Source organism: Amycolatopsis sp. NPDC102522 (assembly GCF_055584485.1).
In genome coordinates this window covers 278,614-295,903 of sequence record NZ_JBVJLY010000011.1, presented here as the reverse complement: position 1 = coordinate 295,903, position 17,290 = coordinate 278,614, and the positions used below count along the sequence as shown (strand labels likewise).

The 17,290-nt window shown below is 67.7% G+C and carries 17 protein-coding genes; 13 read left to right on the top strand and 4 right to left on the bottom strand.

The window, feature by feature from the left end; all coding sequences use genetic code 11:
- Positions 1 to 452: 452 nt before the first annotated feature.
- The 6 genes from ACZ6YV_RS26050 (at position 453) to ACZ6YV_RS26025 (ending at position 7,025) form a co-directional block, all read left to right on the top strand.
- Positions 453 to 2,126 carry an ABC transporter substrate-binding protein gene (locus ACZ6YV_RS26050; RefSeq protein WP_465485861.1) on the top strand — a complete coding sequence of 558 codons (1,674 nt, stop codon included), beginning with the start codon at positions 453 to 455 and terminating at the stop codon, positions 2,124 to 2,126.
- A gap of 85 nt (positions 2,127 to 2,211) precedes the next feature.
- Positions 2,212 to 3,213: an ABC transporter permease gene (locus ACZ6YV_RS26045; RefSeq protein ID WP_465485862.1), complete on the top strand. Its 1,002-nt coding sequence runs from the start codon at positions 2,212 to 2,214 to the stop codon at positions 3,211 to 3,213.
- A complete protein-coding gene (locus ACZ6YV_RS26040; protein ID WP_465485863.1) occupies positions 3,210 to 4,145 on the top strand; it encodes an ABC transporter permease in 936 nt (311 codons plus the stop codon). The genes ACZ6YV_RS26045 and ACZ6YV_RS26040 overlap by 4 nt, the downstream gene beginning before the upstream one ends.
- A 6-nt stretch (positions 4,146 to 4,151) precedes the next feature.
- Positions 4,152 to 5,147, top strand: a complete 996-nt coding sequence (locus tag ACZ6YV_RS26035; protein ID WP_465485864.1) for an ABC transporter ATP-binding protein — start codon at positions 4,152 to 4,154, stop codon at positions 5,145 to 5,147.
- Positions 5,144 to 6,262, top strand: a complete 1,119-nt coding sequence (locus ACZ6YV_RS26030) for an ABC transporter ATP-binding protein (RefSeq protein ID WP_465512096.1) — start codon at positions 5,144 to 5,146, stop codon at positions 6,260 to 6,262. Before ACZ6YV_RS26035 ends, ACZ6YV_RS26030 begins: the two co-directional genes overlap by 4 nt.
- Positions 6,263 to 6,383: 121 nt before the next feature.
- Entirely contained in the window at positions 6,384 to 7,025 is a 642-nt protein-coding gene (locus ACZ6YV_RS26025; RefSeq protein WP_465512095.1) for an SDR family oxidoreductase, read from the top strand.
- Here ACZ6YV_RS26025 and ACZ6YV_RS26020 read toward each other — a convergent pair.
- On the bottom strand, positions 7,018 to 7,581 hold the full coding sequence (locus tag ACZ6YV_RS26020; protein WP_465512094.1) for a CGNR zinc finger domain-containing protein: 564 nt from the start codon (positions 7,579 to 7,581) through the stop codon (positions 7,018 to 7,020). The genes ACZ6YV_RS26025 and ACZ6YV_RS26020 overlap by 8 nt on opposite strands.
- 87 nt (positions 7,582 to 7,668) lie before the next feature.
- On the opposite strand from ACZ6YV_RS26020, the gene ACZ6YV_RS26015 reads away from it, so the two are divergent.
- Positions 7,669 to 8,367 carry an SDR family oxidoreductase gene (locus ACZ6YV_RS26015; protein WP_465512093.1) on the top strand — a complete coding sequence of 233 codons (699 nt, stop codon included), beginning with the start codon at positions 7,669 to 7,671 and terminating at the stop codon, positions 8,365 to 8,367.
- 183 nt (positions 8,368 to 8,550) lie between these two features.
- Positions 8,551 to 9,279: a 23S ribosomal RNA methyltransferase Erm gene (gene erm, locus ACZ6YV_RS26010; protein ID WP_465512092.1), complete on the top strand. Its 729-nt coding sequence runs from the start codon at positions 8,551 to 8,553 to the stop codon at positions 9,277 to 9,279.
- Here the strand turns inward: erm and ACZ6YV_RS26005 are convergent.
- The gene (locus ACZ6YV_RS26005) at positions 9,182 to 10,105 is read right to left on the bottom strand and encodes an EamA family transporter (protein ID WP_465512091.1); all 924 of its coding nucleotides are present in this window, start codon (positions 10,103 to 10,105) and stop codon (positions 9,182 to 9,184) included. The two genes, erm and ACZ6YV_RS26005, sit on opposite strands and share 98 nt — an antisense overlap.
- An 87-nt stretch (positions 10,106 to 10,192) precedes the next feature.
- Between ACZ6YV_RS26005 and ACZ6YV_RS26000 the strand changes: the two genes are divergently transcribed.
- A complete protein-coding gene (locus ACZ6YV_RS26000) occupies positions 10,193 to 11,131 on the top strand; it encodes a LysR family transcriptional regulator (RefSeq protein WP_465512090.1) in 939 nt (312 codons plus the stop codon).
- Here ACZ6YV_RS26000 and ACZ6YV_RS25995 read toward each other — a convergent pair.
- Positions 11,088 to 11,696: a TetR/AcrR family transcriptional regulator gene (locus ACZ6YV_RS25995; protein WP_465512089.1), complete on the bottom strand. Its 609-nt coding sequence runs from the start codon at positions 11,694 to 11,696 to the stop codon at positions 11,088 to 11,090. The two genes, ACZ6YV_RS26000 and ACZ6YV_RS25995, sit on opposite strands and share 44 nt — an antisense overlap.
- Before the next feature lie 58 nt (positions 11,697 to 11,754).
- Between ACZ6YV_RS25995 and ACZ6YV_RS25990 the strand changes: the two genes are divergently transcribed.
- Complete coding sequence (locus ACZ6YV_RS25990) at positions 11,755 to 12,381, top strand: peroxiredoxin-like family protein (RefSeq protein WP_465512088.1); 627 nt, start codon at positions 11,755 to 11,757, stop codon at positions 12,379 to 12,381.
- A gap of 70 nt (positions 12,382 to 12,451) precedes the next feature.
- On the opposite strand, the gene leuA is transcribed toward ACZ6YV_RS25990, so the two are convergent.
- Entirely contained in the window at positions 12,452 to 14,209 is a 1,758-nt protein-coding gene (gene leuA, locus ACZ6YV_RS25985) for a 2-isopropylmalate synthase (protein ID WP_465512087.1), read from the bottom strand.
- A 244-nt stretch (positions 14,210 to 14,453) separates the two neighbouring features.
- Here leuA and ACZ6YV_RS25980 point away from each other — a divergent pair, with 244 nt between their 5' ends.
- From ACZ6YV_RS25980 to ACZ6YV_RS25970, 3 genes are read left to right on the top strand one after another with little or no spacing between them, the layout of a single operon-like run.
- Positions 14,454 to 14,819 carry a hypothetical protein gene (locus tag ACZ6YV_RS25980; protein WP_465512086.1) on the top strand — a complete coding sequence of 122 codons (366 nt, stop codon included), beginning with the start codon at positions 14,454 to 14,456 and terminating at the stop codon, positions 14,817 to 14,819.
- A gap of 23 nt (positions 14,820 to 14,842) precedes the next feature.
- A complete protein-coding gene (locus tag ACZ6YV_RS25975; RefSeq protein WP_465512085.1) occupies positions 14,843 to 15,436 on the top strand; it encodes a chemotaxis protein CheB in 594 nt (197 codons plus the stop codon).
- A complete protein-coding gene (locus tag ACZ6YV_RS25970; RefSeq protein WP_465512084.1) occupies positions 15,433 to 17,283 on the top strand; it encodes a CheR family methyltransferase in 1,851 nt (616 codons plus the stop codon). Before ACZ6YV_RS25975 ends, ACZ6YV_RS25970 begins: the two co-directional genes overlap by 4 nt.
- The last annotated feature ends 7 nt before the right edge of the window (positions 17,284 to 17,290 follow it).

The window sequence follows — 17,290 nt, the reverse complement described above, 5'->3', positions numbered from 1 at the left end:
CGCGAAGGGGTTCTCCTGGGTGGTGGTGTCCTCGCCGCCGACCACGAACGGCTTGACCGGAGGCGGCGGCGGGGCGGCGATGGCGCTGGTCGCGGGGGGGGGGGGGGGGCGCCCCCCCCCCCCCCCCCCCACCCCCCCCCCCCCCCCCCACCACGATGTCCGACGATGTCCACTTCTGTCAGTGAACCATTGAGCCTAGTGGTGGACACCCATTTGTGTTAGTGACCCGGCACTCTGCGCGTTAGTGGTGCTGAATTGATTACGCTCCGTCCGGAATTGCCGACACTTTGCGGTCGTATTGGTCTTCGTGTAGCGCGATCGTAACCTCGCGTGCTTAAGTGCGGGCCGAGTTCCCGCTAGTGTCGGCGGGCACACCGATCGTCCGCGGAGTTCGAGTTTCCGACCGACCGGACGGTGACTAAAACACCGAAATTCTCCTCAAGGGGTGCCAGATGCAGCAACTGCGGGTGACCCGAGCACGCCGTGTGGCCCTGATCGGGCTTGCCGGCGCACTCGCGGTCTCCATTTCCGCCTGTGCCGATTCGAAGCGTGAAGAAGGCGCAGGGGGTGGCTCAGGAGGCACCATGGTCTTCGGCGCCGCCGGTAACCCGAAGACTTTCGACCCGCTTTTCAACGACGACGGTGAGACCTTCCGCATCATCCGCCAGATGATGGACACGCTGATCATGAACAAGCCGGGCACGGCTGATCTCGAGCCCGGCCTTGCGGAGAAGTGGGAAGGCAGCAACGAAGGCAAGACTTGGACCTTCTCGCTGAAGAAGGGCGTCAAGTTCCACGACGGCACCCCGTTCAACGCCGAAGCGGTCTGCTTCAACTTCAACCGCATGTTCAACATGAAGGGCGCCGCCGCCCAGAGCCAGATGATCTACTACGGCGACGTCTTCGAGGGCTTCGCCAAGAACGAGGGTGACGCTTCCGGCGCCCCGGTGTTCAAGGACTGCCAGGCCAAGGACGAGTCGACCGCGATCCTGAACCTGAACAAGGCCAAGGGCGCCTTCCCTGCGGCCTTCACGCTGCCGTCGTTCTCCATCCAGAGCCCGGACGCGCTGAAGAAGTACAACGCGGACAACGTCACCCAGAGCGGTGACTCGTTCTCCTACCCCGAGTACGCGCTGCAGCACCCGACCGGCACCGGCCCCTTCAAGTTCGACAGCTGGGACCAGGCCAAGGGTGAGATCACGCTGTCGAAGGCGACCGACTCCCCGACCCAGACGGCCAAGCTCGACAAGCTGGTCTTCAAGGTCATCCCGGACGAGAACGCCCGCAAGCAGGCGCTGAAGGCCGGCGACATCCAGGGCTACGACTACCCGTCGCCCGCGGACTACGGCCTGCTGCGCAACGACGGCGAGCAGGTGCTCATCCGCCCGTCGTTCAACATCCTGTATCTGGGCATCAACCAGAAGAACAACCCGAAGCTGAAGGACCCCAACGTCCGCAAGGCGCTGGCCTACGGCCTCAACCGTGCGCAGTTCGTGAAGTCGAAGCTCCCCGAGGGCGCCGAGACCGCGACGCAGTTCGTGCCGAAGGCGATCGACGGCTACAACGACAACGTCACCAAGTACGACTACGACCTTCAGAAGGCGAAAGACCTGCTGAAGGCAGCCGGCGCCGAGGGCATGACGCTGAAGTTCTACTACCCGACCGAGGTCACCCGGCCGTACATGCCGAACCCGGCCGACATCTTCACCTCGCTGTCCGAGGACATGAAGGCCATGGGCATCAAGGTCGAGCCGATCGCCAAGCCGTGGAACGGTGGCTACAAGGACGACGTCCAGAAGGCGGGCAAGCAGGACGTGCACCTGCTCGGCTGGACCGGTGACTACAACGACGCCGGTAACTTCGTGGGTACCTTCTTCGGCCGCGAGAAGCCGGAGTTCGGCTTCAGCAACCCGGAGCTGTTCTCGGCCATCTCGGCCGCGGACGCCGCGCCCGCCGGTGAGGCGCACACCAAGGCGTACCAGGAAGTGAACCAGAAGATCATGGAGTACCTGCCCGCCATCCCGATCTCCTACGGTCCCCCGGCGATCGTCGTCGGCCCGAAGGTGAAGGGCCTGGTCGCCAGCCCGCTGACCGACGAGCGCTTCTACACCGTCACGGTCAACTGATCCACTACCACTGAGTCGCAGGGGGTGGGTGCTACCGCACCCGCCCCCTTCGGCCCATTCCCGGGCTGGCAACAAAGGAACGCACGTGCTCCGTTTTCTCGTGCGTCGGCTGCTACAAGCGATACCGACGCTCTTGATCCTGTCCATTTTGATCTTCGCCTGGCTCCGGTCACTGCCCGGTGGCCCCGCCGGCGCCCTGCTGGGTGACAAGGCGACCCCGGAGAAGATCGCCGACCTGAACAAGCTCCTCGGCCTCGACGATCCGATTTTCGTCCAGTATTTCAAGTTCCTCGGCCGGGCCATCACCGGCGACTTCGGCAACTCGCTGGTCTCCGCCCAGCCGGTCATGTCGGAGATCGGGAACTTCCTCCCCGCCACCCTCGAGCTCGGCTTCTGCGCGATGCTCATCGCGGTGGGGCTCGGCATCCCGTTCGGCTACCTGTCCGCCCGCTTCCACGGCGGGGTGGTCGACAACGTCATCATCGTGTTCTCGCTGATCGGCGTCGCCGTGCCGGTGTTCTTCCTCGGCTACATGATGCAGGACGCGCTGGCCGCGCCGCTGGGACTTCCGTCGCAGGGCCGTCAGATGGCCGGGCTCGACGCCACCACCGTCACCGGTTTCGCGGTCTTCGACGGCATCATCACCCAGGAATGGGACGCCGCCTGGGACGCGATCACCCACTTGATCCTGCCCGCGTTCGCGCTCGCCACCATCCCGCTCGCGGTGATCGTCCGGATCACCCGCGCGTCGGTGCTGGACGTGATGAACGAGGACTTCATCCGCACCGCCAATTCGAAGGGCCTCACCCAGCCGGTCGTCCGGCGACGCCACGTGCTTCGCAACGGCCTGCTGCCGGTGGTCACCGTCATCGGCCTGCAGACCGGCGCGCTGCTCGGTGGCGCTGTGCTGACCGAACGGGTGTTCAACTTCCGCGGCCTCGGCTTCCTGCTCGCCGAAGGCATCGAACGGCGTGACTACCCGCGGCTGCAGGCGCTGCTGCTGTTCGGCGCGCTGGTCTACGTGCTGGTGAACATGCTGGTCGACGTCTCGTACGGGCTCATCGACCCGAGGGTGCGTGTCCGATGAACACATTGCTGAACAAGAAGAAAGAGCCGATCGACAAGCTCGCCGCGACGTCGGCGAAGGGGCACAGCCTCGGTGGCGAGGCGATCCGCCGGATGCTGCGGAGCCCGGTGGCGATCACCGGCGGCGTGATCACCGGACTTTTCCTGCTGCTGGCGATTCTGGCGCCGTTCATCGCGCCGAAGGACCCCTACGAGCGGTACCTGCAGAGCGAGGTCATCCTCGGGCAGGGCATCATCCCCGGCGCACAGGCCGGTTTCCCGCTCGGTGTCGACGACTTCGGCCGCGACTACCTTTCGCGGCTGCTGGTCGGCGCGCAGAACACGCTGATGGTCGGTGTGCTCGCCACGGTCATCGGCGTCGTGGTCGGCATGATCATCGGCGGGCTCGCCGGCGCGTTCGGCGGCTGGGTCGACACGGTGCTGATGCGCCTCGTCGACGTCATGCTGTCGGTGCCGTCGCTGCTGCTGGCGATCTCGGTCGCCGCGCTGTTCGAGAAGCCGAGCCAGTGGACCGTGATCGTGGCGGTGTCGATGGTCGGCGTGCCGATCTTCGCGCGATTGCTGCGCGGTTCGATGCTCGCGCAGAGAAACAGCGACCACGTGCTCGCGGCGACGTCGCTCGGCGTCAAACGCGGGGCGATCGTGTTGCGGCACATGCTGCCCAACTCACTCGGCCCGCTCATCGTGCAGGCCACGCTGACGCTGGCGACCGCGATCCTCGAGGCGGCGGCGCTGTCGTTCCTCGGTCTCGGCGACCCGGACCCGAACCGGGCGGAATGGGGAATCATGCTGAGCCGCAGCGCTCGGCAGTTCCTCGACATCCGCCCCGAGCTGGCGTATTACCCGGCCATCGCGATCATCATCGTCGCGCTCGGGTTCACGCTGCTCGGCGAGTCGTTGCGGGAAGCCCTCGATCCGAAGAACAGGCGGTGATTTCTGATGGCCCTCCTCGAAGTACGCGACCTCAAGGTCGTTTTCCAGCGGCGCGGTGAGAAGCCGTTCACCGCGGTGGACGAGGTCAGTTTCGACGTCGAACCCGGCCAGACGGTCGGCCTCGTCGGCGAGTCCGGCTGTGGCAAGTCCGTGACGTCACTGGCGATCATGCGGTTGCTCGCGAAGCGCGGCAACCACGTCAGCGGTTCGGTGTCGTTCGAAGGCGCGGATCTGCTTCGCCTGTCGGACAAGGAAATGCGGGACCGCCGGGGTCGCGACCTCGGCATGGTCTTCCAGGACCCGCTGTCCTCGCTGAACCCGGTCATCCCGATCGGCCTGCAGATCACCGAGGTGCTGGAGCGGCACCGCGGGATGTCGCGCAAGGTGGCGTCGGTGGAAGCGGCGGAACTGCTGGACAAGGTCGGCATCCCCGACCCGTCGCGGCGGCTTTCCGAGTACCCGCACCAGCTTTCCGGCGGGATGCGGCAGCGCGCGCTGATCGCGATCGCGCTGGCGTGCCGTCCGCGGCTGCTCATCGCCGACGAGCCGACCACCGCGCTCGACGTGACGATCCAGGCGCAGATCCTCGCGCTGCTGCGGGAACTGGTGCAGGACACCGGAACCGCGCTGATCATGATCACGCACGACCTCGGGGTCGTCGCCGGTCTCTGCGACGAGGTGAACGTGCTCTACGGCGGCAAGATCGTCGAGCGCGCCGAACGGCACGCGCTGTTCGCCGAGCCGCGGCATCCGTACACGCACGGCCTGCTCGCCTCGATCCCGCGTCTCGACGCGGGCCGCGGCGAGAAACTGATTCCCATCAAGGGATCCGTCTCCGACAACATCCCGTGGGTCGGCGGGTGCGCCTTCGCGCCCCGCTGCCCGAACGCTCTCGGCGTGTGCCGGGAGGTTTCACCGCAGCTGACCCCCGATCGCGGTGGGCTGCTGCGCTGCCACAACCCGGTGATCCCGGCCGTGGCCGCACGAGGAGGGGCACGATGACCTCAGTGGTTCCGCAGCAGGAAGTGCTGCTCGAGGTCAACGACCTCAAGGTGCACTTCCCGATCAAGCGCGGCATCGTCTTCGACAAGACGGTCGGGCACGTGTACGCCGTCGACGGTGTCGACCTGGCCATCCGCAAGGGTGAAACCTACGGCCTGGTCGGCGAATCCGGTTGTGGCAAGTCCACTTTGGGCAGGGCGATCCTCCGGCTGACCGAGCTGACGAACGGCAACGTCGTCTTCGACGGGACGGACGTCGCCGGACTCAAGGGCGAGGAACTGCGCAAGGCCCGCCGCCGGATGCAGATGGTGTTCCAGGACCCGATGTCCTCTTTGGACCCCCGGCAGTCGGTGGAATCCATTCTGCGAGAGGGCATGAAGGCGCACGGACTCGACAAGGACAAGGAAGCGACGGCCAAGCGGCTGCGCGAACTCCTGTCCGCCGTCGGGCTTCCCGAGTCCGCGCTGCGGAAGTACCCGCACGAGTTCTCCGGTGGTCAGCGCCAGCGCATCGGCATCGCGCGGGCGCTCGCCGTCGAGCCGGACCTGATCGTCGCCGACGAACCGGTGTCCGCGCTGGACGTCTCGGTGCAGGCGCAGGTGATCAACCTCCTGGAAGACCTGCAGCAGAAGCTCGGGCTCACCTACCTGGTGATCGCGCACGACCTCGCGGTGGTGCGGCACATCTCCGACCGCATCGGCGTGATGTACCTCGGCTCGCTGGTCGAAGAGGCCGACGCCGACGCGCTGTACGAGAACCCGCTGCACCCGTACACGCGGGCGCTGCTCTCGGCGATCCCCGTGCCGGACCCGGAGGTGGAGGACAGCCGGGAGCAGATCCTGCTCGCCGGTGACCTGCCGTCGCCGGCGCGGCCGCCGTCCGGCTGCCGCTTCCACACGCGATGCCCGTGGAAGCAGCAGAGCCTGTGCGACACCGACCGCCCGCAGCTGCGGGAGATCGGCGCGGGGCACCGGGTCGCGTGCCACTACGCGGAGGACATCCGCGACGGCCGGATCCGGCCGCACGAGGTCAAGGCGGAACTCGTCGAGTCCGGGGACCTGAACCCCGACATCGGCGGCCTGCCGGACGTCGGCTCGGCGGCCGAGATCCTCTAGCTCGTCCAAGTACATGAAGGCCCCCTTCCTTGCGCCTAGCGCAAGGAAGGGGGCCTTCATGTACTTCCGGCTCACCGGCGTGACCAGGCAGGTGAGCGCGTGATCAGGCAGACTCGGTGTCATGCGGGTCACAGTGCTGGGTGCGTCGGGGCGGACGGGGATTCACGTGGTCCGGCTTCTGCGGGGGCGGGGACATCAGGTGCGGGCGGGGCTGCGCAGCCGCCGCCGGGCCGAGGAGGTCGCCGGGCTCGGCGCCGAAACCGTGGTCGCGGACGTCACCGCCGACGCGGACGACCTCGTCGAGGCGCTCGCCGGTTCCGAGGTCGTGATCAGCGCGATCGGCGCGCCCGATCCGGATCAGGCCTCGGTCGACCTCGTCGACCGCGACGGCGTGATCACCGCGATCCGTGCCGCGGAGAAGGCCGGTGTCGCGCGGTTCGTGCAGCTTTCCGCGCAGTTCGCGGATTCGCCGGATCAGGGCGACCGCCTGGTGCGCTCGATCCTGATGGCGAAACAGATCTCCGACAGTGTCCTGCGCCGGTCGAGCCTGAACTGGACGATCGTCCGGCCAGGCACCCTCACCGACGACCAGCCCAGTGGCCGCGTCAAGCTCGGCGGTCACCTCGAACCGGGGCACATCTCCCGCGCCGACGTCGCCTCGGTCCTGGTCGCGACCCTCGACGCGCCGCTCACCGAGAACCAGGGTTTCGACGTCATCGGCGGTGAGATCCCGATCCCGTCGGCGCTCGCCTCGCTCAGCTGAGCGCCTTCTTCCGCTCCCGCGAAGCGCGCAGGTTCGCGACGTTCCCGCAGCTCCGGACGTCGTGCCAGACTCCACTGTTGTTGCGCGAAACGTCGTAGAACGCCGAACGGCAGCCGTCGAGACGGCACAGTTTCAGCCGCGGCCAGATCCCGGCCTGCTGCGCGAGCAGCGTCTCCGTCCACAGCGCCGAAGCGAGCCACTGCCGTCCGGTGCCGGACGGGAACAGCCGGACGACGCCGTCCCGCACGGCCAGGTCCGCCTTGATCGGCTTCTCGACGGCCGCGTCGTCGCCGTCCAACAGCGAAACGAACGACTCCCGTAGGTCGCGAAGCGCGCGAAGGTCGCCCGGGCCCGGCGTGATCTCGGGAACGTCGGAGTTCCGGGTCTTCGACCATTCCGCCAGTGCCTCGGCGACCCAAGGGCGCGCCAGGTCGGCGTCGCTCAACAGGTCGAGGCCGTGCGCCTTGATGCCCTTCGTGTTGAGGAAGTCCTGAACGAGCGCCAGCCCCGAGGGGGCGGCGCGCAACCGGTAGCGGTCCGTCGCGGTCCATGACATAGGTCAAGCGTACTTGACTCTGTCGGCTCGCGCCTCCATGCTGACGACAGAGGCAAAAACCGAACACTTCTGTCAAGGGAGCAAGTCATGACCACCATCGAGGGTGCCGTCGTCCTGGTCACCGGTGGGCAGCGCGGACTGGGCAAGGCGTTCGTCGCCGAACTGCTCGACCGCGGCGCCGCCAAGGTCTACGCGACGGCCAGGTCGCCGCGTGAGGAGACCGATCCGCGGATCGTCCCGCTCCCGCTCGACGTCACCGACCCGGAGTCCGTCCGCGCCCTGACCGCCGAGGCGAGCGACGCGACGATCGTCTTCAACAACGCCGGCGTCCTCGGGCTCGGCTCGCTGCTCGCCGAAGATGTCGACGCCCACCGCCCGGTCTTCGAGACGAACGTCTTCGGTGCGCTGCGCATCGCGCAAGCGTTTGCGCCCCAGCTCAAGGACGGTGGAGCGCTGGTCAACGTGCATTCCGTCCTGTCGTGGGCGGCGGGCTCGGGGTCCTACGGCGCGTCTAAGGCGGCCTTCTGGTCGCTCACCAACTCGCTCCGGATCGAGTTCGCCGAGCAGGGCACCCAGGTCGTCGGCGTCCACCTCGGGTACACCGACACCGACATGACGCAGGGTTTCGAGGTCGAGAAGAACGACCCGCGAGATGTCGCCCGCCTGGTCGTCGACGGCCTCGAAAAGGGCGAGACCGAAGTGCTCACCGACGACCTCACCCGCCAGGTCAAGGCCGCCCTGTCCGGTCCGGTCGAGCAGCTCGGCACCAGCCGGATCGCCGGCTAGAAAACCGTTGGCGGAAGCACTCCGGCCCGAGGTAACTTCGCCGCCATGTGTGCTTCCGCTTTCACCAGGACCCGCCGCGCCTAGCGGCGGATCCCACGCGTCCAGCAAGGAACCGCCGCCCGAGCGAGCCATCGCCGGGCCTGCTTCAGGCTGCCCGGCTCACCTCGAAGCCGCGGAGACCCCTTGCGCACACACCGACCTGGCCGTCACGAACTCGGCCAGAACTTCCTCATCGACCGGAACACCATCGAAACCATCGTCGGGCTGGTCGCCGTGACCGGTGGACCGATCATCGAATTCGGCACGGGCGACGGCGCGCTGACCCTGCCCTTGCAGCGGCTCGGCAGGCGGCTGACCGGTATCGAGCTCGACGATCGCCGCGCCGCCCGGCTGGCGGGCCGCGTCCAGGCGGCCACGGAGATCGTCACCGCGGACTTCCTGCGGTTCCCGCTACCGAAGACACCGCACGTCCTGGTCGGCAATCTGCCGTTCCACCTGACCACCGCGACGCTGCGCCACGTCCTCGCCGCCCCCGGCTGGACGGACGCCGTCCTGCTCGTGCAGTGGGAGGTGGCGCGCCGCCGCGCCGGGGTCGGCGGCGCCACCCTGATGACCGCGCAGTGGTGGCCGTGGTTCGACTTCCGGCTGGCGGGCCGGGTCCCCGCGGCGGCGTTCCGTCCCCGGCCCGGCGTCGACGGCGGTCTGCTCACTCTGACCCGCCGTGAGCATCCGCTCGTCGACGACGCGGATCGTCAGCGCTACCAGGACTTCGTGCGGCGGGTGTTCACCGGGCGAGGCGCCCCGCCCAAAAGGCTCACCGCACCCCAGTGGGCTGAGGCGTTTCGGCTTCGGCGAGGAAATCCGGCTCGCGCACGCGGCGCTTCGTCGAACCGAACAGGACCCCGCCGATGACGACGGCCGCCGCGACGATCTCCACCGGCGAGGGCCGCTCGTCGAGGACCAGGAACGCCATCGACAGGCCGACCACCGGCACCAGCAGGGAGAACGGCGCGACCACGCCCGCCGGGTTGCGGCGCATCAGCGACGTCCAGATCCCGGAGCCGGCGATCGTGCCGAACAACACGACGTAGGCCAGCCCGCCGAGGCCGACCAGGCCGGTCGTGGTGCCGAGGGTACTCAGCGAGTGCCCGATCTCGGCGGGGCCTTCCATCGCCAGCGACAGCGCGAACATCGGCAGCGGCGGCACCACGGACATCCAGAGGACGAAGTTCAGCGGGCTCTCCGGCGCCGCCTTCCGGGTGCTCAGATTGCCGAAAGCCCAGCTCAACGCGCCGAGCAGGGTCAGGATCACCGGCAGCAGGGCGGCGTTCCCGGCCTGCTGCCAGGCGATCGTCGCCATCCCGGTGACAGCGAGCAGGATCCCGGCCAGCTGCCGTCCGGACACGCGTTCCCGCAGGAAGACGGCGCCGAGCAGGACGGTGAACGGGGCCGAGGCCTGCAGCACCAGCGACGCGAGGCCGGTCGGCATGCCGGTGTCCATCGCGATGAAGAGGAAGGCGAACTGTCCGGTGCCGAAGCCCAGCCCGTAGCCGAGGAGGTGCCGGATCTTCACCTTCGGCCACGGCACGAACAGGATGGTCGGGAGCGCGATGACCGCGAAGCGCAGCCCGCCGGCGAAGACGGGCGGGAACTGCCCGAGGGTGGCGTGGATGGCGAGGAAGTTACAGCCCCAGAGGACGACGACGAGCAGGGCGAGCAAACGGTCGCGGGCGGGCATACCTTCACTCTTACGTGGGATGACCATTTAGGACCAGCGAGAATATTTGCAGCGACCGTTCAGTTTCGCTTCACATATGCTGGCGGGATGGACATCGGCCGGTTGCGGACCCTGCGGGAGTTCGCCGACCGCGGCAGCGTGACGGCGGCCGCGAAGGCGTTGCACTGCACCCCGTCCGCGGTTTCGCAGCAGCTGCGCGCCCTGCAGGGTGACGTCGGTCTCGCCTTGACGGAACCGGCCGGGCGCGGGCTGCGGCTGACCGACGCGGGCCGCGCGCTGGTCGCCCGCGCGGACGACGTGCTCGCCGCGCTCGACCGCGCGGAGTCCGAATTGGACACCTACCGCAGTGCCCCGCGCGGCCGGGTCCGGGTGGCGATCTTCCAGTCGGCGGGGCTGATGCTGCTGCCGGGATTGCTGCACCGGACGGCGGAATTCGACGGGCTGGACGTCATCGTGCGCGACGTGGACATGACGCCGCCCGAGGTGCCGGGACTCGTCGCGGACTACGACATCGTGGTGGCGCACCGGGACGAGCACGCGCCGCCGCTCGCCTCGGAGCGGCTGGAGTCGCGACACCTGCTGCGCGAACCGCTCGACGTCGCGTTCCCGGTGGGCCACCGGTTCGCGAAAAGGCGCCGTGTCGAACTCGCCGAACTGGCCGACGAAAGCTGGATCAGCGTCAACGCCGGATTCCCGGTCGACGACATCCTCCAGTCGCTGATCATCCGCACCGGCGTGCGGCCGCGGGTCGTGCAGCGCATCAACGACTTCCGGATCATCGAACGGCTGGTGGCCGCGGGGCACGGGATCGCGCTACTGCCCCGGTACACAGTGGACACTCGCCGCGGCAGCGGTCTCGTCTGCCGTCCGCTCGCCGGGATCAAGGCGGCCAGGCATGTCGAGGCGATCTGTCGGCTGGGCGCGTCTTCGCGGCCGGCGGTGGCGAAGGTGCTCGACGCGCTCGCCGACGAGGTCGAAGCCCTCACGGGCGAGCGTGACTCTTCAGGTGGTCCAGCGCGATCTTGAGCGCGTCGGCGATCGGCGTGATGTCGTGCCGCAGGTGCGCCATCAGCAGGCCGCCCTGGACGCAGGTCATCGCGGCCTGCGCGAGCCGGGCAGGGTCGGCGTCCTCGGCGAGTTTTCCCTGTGCCTGCAAGGACTTCAGGCCGCGTTCGAGATGGGACTCCCATTCGCGGTAGGCCTTGTCCAGCAGCGGCGCGATCTTGGGGTTGTCGCCGAGTTCGCCCGCGAGATTGCCGAGTGGGCAGGCGATCGGGCCTTTGGGGGAGGCCTGGATGGCCAGGATCTCGCTCGCCCACTGGTCGAAGTCGGCCCAGTCGTGCAGCTCGAAGATGGTCGGCTGGTTGCCGAGGATGCTCTCCAGGAAGCGCGCGATGACCGCTTCGACGAGTTGATCCTTGTTCTTGAAGTAGTGGTACATCTGCGATTTCCCGGCCCCGCTCGCCGCGAGCACCTTGTCGACGCTCGTCCCGGCGACGCCGTTGACGTACATCAGTTCCGCCGCCGCGTCGACGATCGCGTCCCGGGTCAGGCGTCCGCGCGGGGTCGAAGCGACCGGTTGACCATCCATGTACCGAATAGTACAGTCGGGCGCACTGTACCGATCAGTACAACTCAAGGAGCTGACCATGGGGGATCTCAACACCGACCTCGCCGAGCTGCGGGAATCCGTCGCGAGCCACGTCCCGGCGGAGATCGCCGAGGTGCTCAAGGCCGACCGCGCGACGTTCGTCGGACTGGTCGCCGAGGCGGCGGCGAAGCCGGGCACGGTGATGCCGGACCTCACGCTGCCGGACGCCGCCGGCGATCGGGTGCGGGTCGCGGACGGGCCCGCGGTCGTGGTGTTCTACCGCGGCGCGTGGTGCCCGTACTGCAACCTCGCCCTGCGCACGTATCAGCAGGAACTACTGCCGGAACTGGAGAACCTGGGGGTGAAGCTGGTCGCGGTCAGCCCGCAGCTGCCGGACGGCTCGTTGTCCACGAAGGAGCTGGAGTTCACCGTTCTGTCCGATGTGGACAACGAGCTCGGACGCGCGCTCGGCATCACGTTCCGGCTGGCCCCGGAGACCAAGCCCGCCTTCGACGCGCTCATCGGCGACGTCGAGAAGATCAACGGCGCGCACGAGTGGGAACTGCCGTACCCGACCGTCCTGGTCGTGGACGGCGAAGGCGTCATCCGCTACATCGACGTCCACCCGGACTACACCACGCGCACCGACCCCGCCGACGTCCTGGCCGCCGTGAAAGCCCTGTAGAAGTACATGAAGGCCCCCTTCCTGTACCTAGGCGCAAGGAAGGGGGCCTTCATGTACTTGGGCGGGGAAGCTACCGGTTCGCCCGGTTCACGGCCGAGACGACGGCCCGCAGCGAAGCGGTCACGATCGACGGGTCGATCCCGATGCCCCAGAACACCCTGTCGGAGATCGCGCACTCGATGTACGACGCCGCCCGCGCGTCGTCGCCCGGCGAGAGCGTGTGCTCGCTGTAGTCCAGCAGCCGCAGGTCGAACCCGACGGTCGACAGCGCGTCGAAGAAGGCCGCGATCGGGCCGTTCCCGCGTCCGGTGACCTCGTGCTCGTCACCCTCGACCCGCACGGTGGCGGTGATGTCGTACTCGCCGTCACCGTTGTCCCGCACATGCTGGCGGACCAGCTCCAGCGGCGTCTTCAGCTCCAGGTACTCGGCCGAGAACGCGTTCCACATCGTGGTGGGGTCGACCTCGCCGCCTTCGGTGTCGGTGTGCCTCTGGACGACCTTCGAGAACTCGATCTGCAGGCGCCGCGGCAGGTCGAGCTGGTGCTCGGCCTTCATGATGTAGGCGACGCCGCCCTTGCCGGACTGCGAGTTCACCCGGATCACGGCCTCGTAGTTGCGGCCGATGTCCTTCGGGTCGATCGGCAGGTACGGGACCTCCCACGGGTGCTCGTCGACCGGGGTCCCCGCCTTGTCGGCGGCGGCCTTCAGCGCGTCGAGGCCCTTGTTGATCGCGTCCTGGTGGCTGCCGGAGAACGCGGTGAACACCAGGTCACCGGCCCACGGGCTGCGTTCGTGTACCGGCAGCTGGTTGCAGTACTCGACGGTCCGCTTGATCTCGTCCATGTCGGAGAAGTCGATCTGCGGGTCGACGCCCTGGCTGTAGAGATTCATGCCCAGCGCGACCAGGTCGACGTTGCCGGTGCGCTCGCCGTTGCCGAACAGGCAGCCTTCGATCCGGTCCGCGCCTGCCTGGAAGCCCAGCTCGGCGGCGGCGATGCCGGTGCCGCGGTCGTTGTGCGGGTGCAGCGACAGGATCACCGAATCGCGGCGCTCCAGGTTGCGGTGCATCCACTCGATCGAGTCGGCGTAGATGTTCGGCGACGCCATCTCGACGGTGGCGGGCAGGTTCAGGATGACCGGCTTCTCCGGCGTCGGCTGCCAGATCTCGGTCACCGTGTTGCAGACCTCGAGCGCGTACGACAGCTCGGTGCCGGTGTAGGACTCCGGCGAGTACTGGAAGCGGAAGTCGGTGTCCGGCTGCTTCGCCGCGTAGTCGACGACCAGCTCAGCGGCCTGCGACGCGATTTTCGTGATGCCGATGCGCTCCTCGCGGAACACGACGCGGCGCTGCAGGATCGACGTCGAGTTGTAGATGTGGACGATCGCGCGCGGCGCCCCTTCGAGCGCCTTGAAAGTGCGCTCGATCAGCTCCGGACGGCACTGGGTCAGCACCTGGATGCTGACGTCTTCCGGGATGGCGCCCTCGTCGATGATCTCGCGGACGAAGTCGAAGTCCGTCTGCGACGCCGCCGGGAAGCCGACCTCGATCTCCTTGTAGCCCATGCGGACCAGCAGGTCGAAGAACTTGCGCTTGCGCGCGGGCGACATCGGGTCGATCAGGGCCTGGTTGCCGTCACGCAGGTCGACCGCGCACCACAGCGGGGCGGTGTCGATGCGCTTGTCCGGCCAGGTGCGGTCGGGCAGCTTGATGTCCTCGACCAGCTGGTGCCAGGGGCGGTAGCGGTGTACGGGCATCGAAGTGCCGCGCTGGGTGTTCCACGAAGCCTGCTCGGAAGGGGCCGGGCGCGTGGGCTTGCGAATGCTCATGAGGGGACGGTTCTCCTGAAGAATCGGGTGCGACGACCGGCACCACGAAGCCCCGCGACGGGGAGCCGGTCCGATCAGGCCCCGTCGCGGCAGCGAAGCAGGAGAGCTCGAGCCACGACGCCACCTTAACCGCGCGATCTCCCGAAAGGAAACCCGGGCCGCGATCGAACCGTGACCAGAGTGGCGCCCATTCGGGTTACTCGCGGGTAGCAATCGGACCAGGGTGCGTGCCACACTGCCCCGCATGGGCGAGCACGCTGAAGAGAAGGAAACCGCTGATCAGGAGACCAGGCGCAAGGTCGACTGGCGGGCCGGTGGCGGCCGCGCGGCCGGGGTGCTGGCGAGCGTCGTCCGCTGGGTCGGCCTGGTCTTCGCGGCGATCCTGGTGCTGCACGTCGTCTTCGTGGTCGGCGAGGCGAACCCCGACAACGGCATCGTGTCCTTCGTCCGCGGCTGGGCCGACGGGCTGCTCCTGGGCTTCAAGGATCTCTTCATGCCCGAAGACGCCAAGCTCCGCGTGCTGATCAACTACGGCATCGCCGCGATCTTCTGGATGGTGGTCACGGGGATACTCGCCAAGATCATCCGCCGCGTGGGCGGTTCCGCCTAGCCCCGAGGTACTAGGCTCGACCCGTGCAGGGGCCGGACGCGGCATACGAGATCGTCGCCATCGGATCGTCGGCGGGCGGGGTGAAGGCCCTCATCGAGATCCTGGGCGCCCTGCCTGCCGATTTTCCCGTGCCCGTGGTCGTCGTCCAGCATCTCCAGCCTCGGCGCCCCACCGTCCTCGCCGAGCTCCTCGACCGCCGGTCGCCGTTGTGGATCAAGCTCGCCGAAGCCGGTGACCCGGTCGAGCGCGGTGTCGTCCACGTGGCGCCCCCGGACCGGCATCTGACGCTGACGCCCGGCGGAACACTCTGCCTGTCGTCCGGCGACCAGGTGAATTTCGTGCGCCCGTCGGTCGACCTGCTCTTCGAATCCGTCGCCGCCGTGCACGGTCCCGGGACAATCGCCTGTGTCCTGACCGGAACGGGTTCCGACGGCGCCGCGGGCGCGAGTGTGGTGAAGGCACGGGGCGGTACGGTGGTCGTCCAGGATCCGGAGACCGCCGAGTTCAAAGGAATGCCGGAGGCGGTGGTGAGAACCGTAGTGGTCGACCTGACGCTGTCACTGGGCGAAATGGCCGACGCGCTCGTCGGCCTGGTCGAGGGAACGAGGTCGCTATGAGCACACCGGACGGCGAAGACGACGGCGGCGGCCAGGATCTCGAGCTCCTGCTGGCCTTCATCAGGGATTCCCGCGGCTTCGATTTCACCGGCTACAAGCGCACCTCACTCGCCCGCCGAATCAGGAAACGCATGCAGGCGGTGAAAATCGACAGCTACGCCGATTACCGCGATTTCCTGGAGCTCAACTCCGAAGAGTTCCAGGAACTGTTCAACACCATTCTGATCAACGTCACGGGTTTCTTCCGGGATCCCGAGGCCTGGGCCTACCTGCGGACGACCGTCGTGTCCGAGCTGGTCGCGAACGTCGCTCCCGGCGACGAGATCCGGATCTGGAGCGCCGGCTGTTCGAGCGGGGAGGAGGCGTACACGATCGCGATGCTCTTCGCCGAGCACCTCGGTGTCGAAGCGGCCACTTCGCGGGTCAAGATCTACGGCACCGACGTCGACGAGGAAGCCCTGCGCGAGGCGAGAGCCGGCCTGTACTCCGCGAAATCGCTGGAACGGCTTCCCGGCGACCTGAAGAACAAGTACTTCGAGCCGACTGGCGAACTCTTCGCGTTTCGCCGCGATCTCCGCCGCCGGGTGATCTTCGGCAGGCACGACATCACGCGTGACGCCCCGATCTCCCGGGTCGACCTGCTCGCCTGCCGCAACACCTTGATGTACTTCAACGTCGAGACCCAGACGAAGATCATCGAACGTTTCCACTTCGCCCTCAACAACGGCGGTCACCTGTTCCTCGGCAAGGCCGAGATGCTGGTTTCCGACGGCGTCCGGTTCGAGGCCGCCAGCATGCGGAACCGGATCTTCGCGCTGCGGACCGGCGGGCTGACGGCGAAGGCGCCGAGGTTCGACGTGTGGGCGGGCGCCGGGATGCGGGAGGCCAACCGGCGGCGCCTGGTCAGCGAACTCGCCTTGGCCTCGTCCCCCGACTCGGTGCTGGGTATCGATCGCGACGGGACGATCGCCCTGATCAACGGCTCCGCACGGCTCCAGTTCGGCCTTTCCCTGGACGACGTGGGCAAACCGTTCCGTGACCTCGACATCTCCTACCGGCCGGTCGAACTCCGGTCCGTGATCGACCAGGCGCACGCCGAGCGGCGCAGCGTCCGGATCAACTCGGTGCGGCGGCAGAAGGGCGACAACGAGGCGCAGTACTACGACATCATCGTCCGGCCGCTGCTCACCATCGACGGTGAGGACATCGGCGCCGCGATCACGTTCGTCGACACCACCGAGGCGACCCGCCTCCAGTACGAGGTCAAACGAGTACAGGAGGACCTCGCCACGGCTTACGCGGAACTCCAATCCACGAACGCGGAGCTCGAAACGGTCAACGAGGAACTCCAGTCGAGTATCGAGGAACTCGAGACCACGAACGAGGAACTCCAGTCCACCAACGAGGAACTCGAAACCACCAACGAGGAACTCCAGTCCACCAACGAAGAGCTCGAAACCACCAACGAAGAGATGCGTCTCCGCACCATGGAGCTCGACGAGACGCGCATCTTCTTCGAAGGCGTGCTGTCGAGCATCGAGGCCGGGGTGGTCGTCTTGGACGGAGACCTGCAGGTGCGCAGCTGGAATCGTGGCGCGGAGGACCTGTGGGGCCTTCGGGCCGACGAGGTCTACCGGGAGGACTTCTTCACGCTGGACTTCGGCCTGCCGACGACGGAACTCCGCACGGTCGTCGAGATCTGCAACGAGACGGGGCACAAGGCCGACAGGGTCGAAATCGACGCGGTCGACCGCAAGGGCCGGAGCCTCGTCACCTCGGTCGGCTGCTCGCCGCTGCACGGGCAGGGCGGCGGGGTCGTGCTGCTGATGGAGGACTCGCGGACCTGACGGTCCC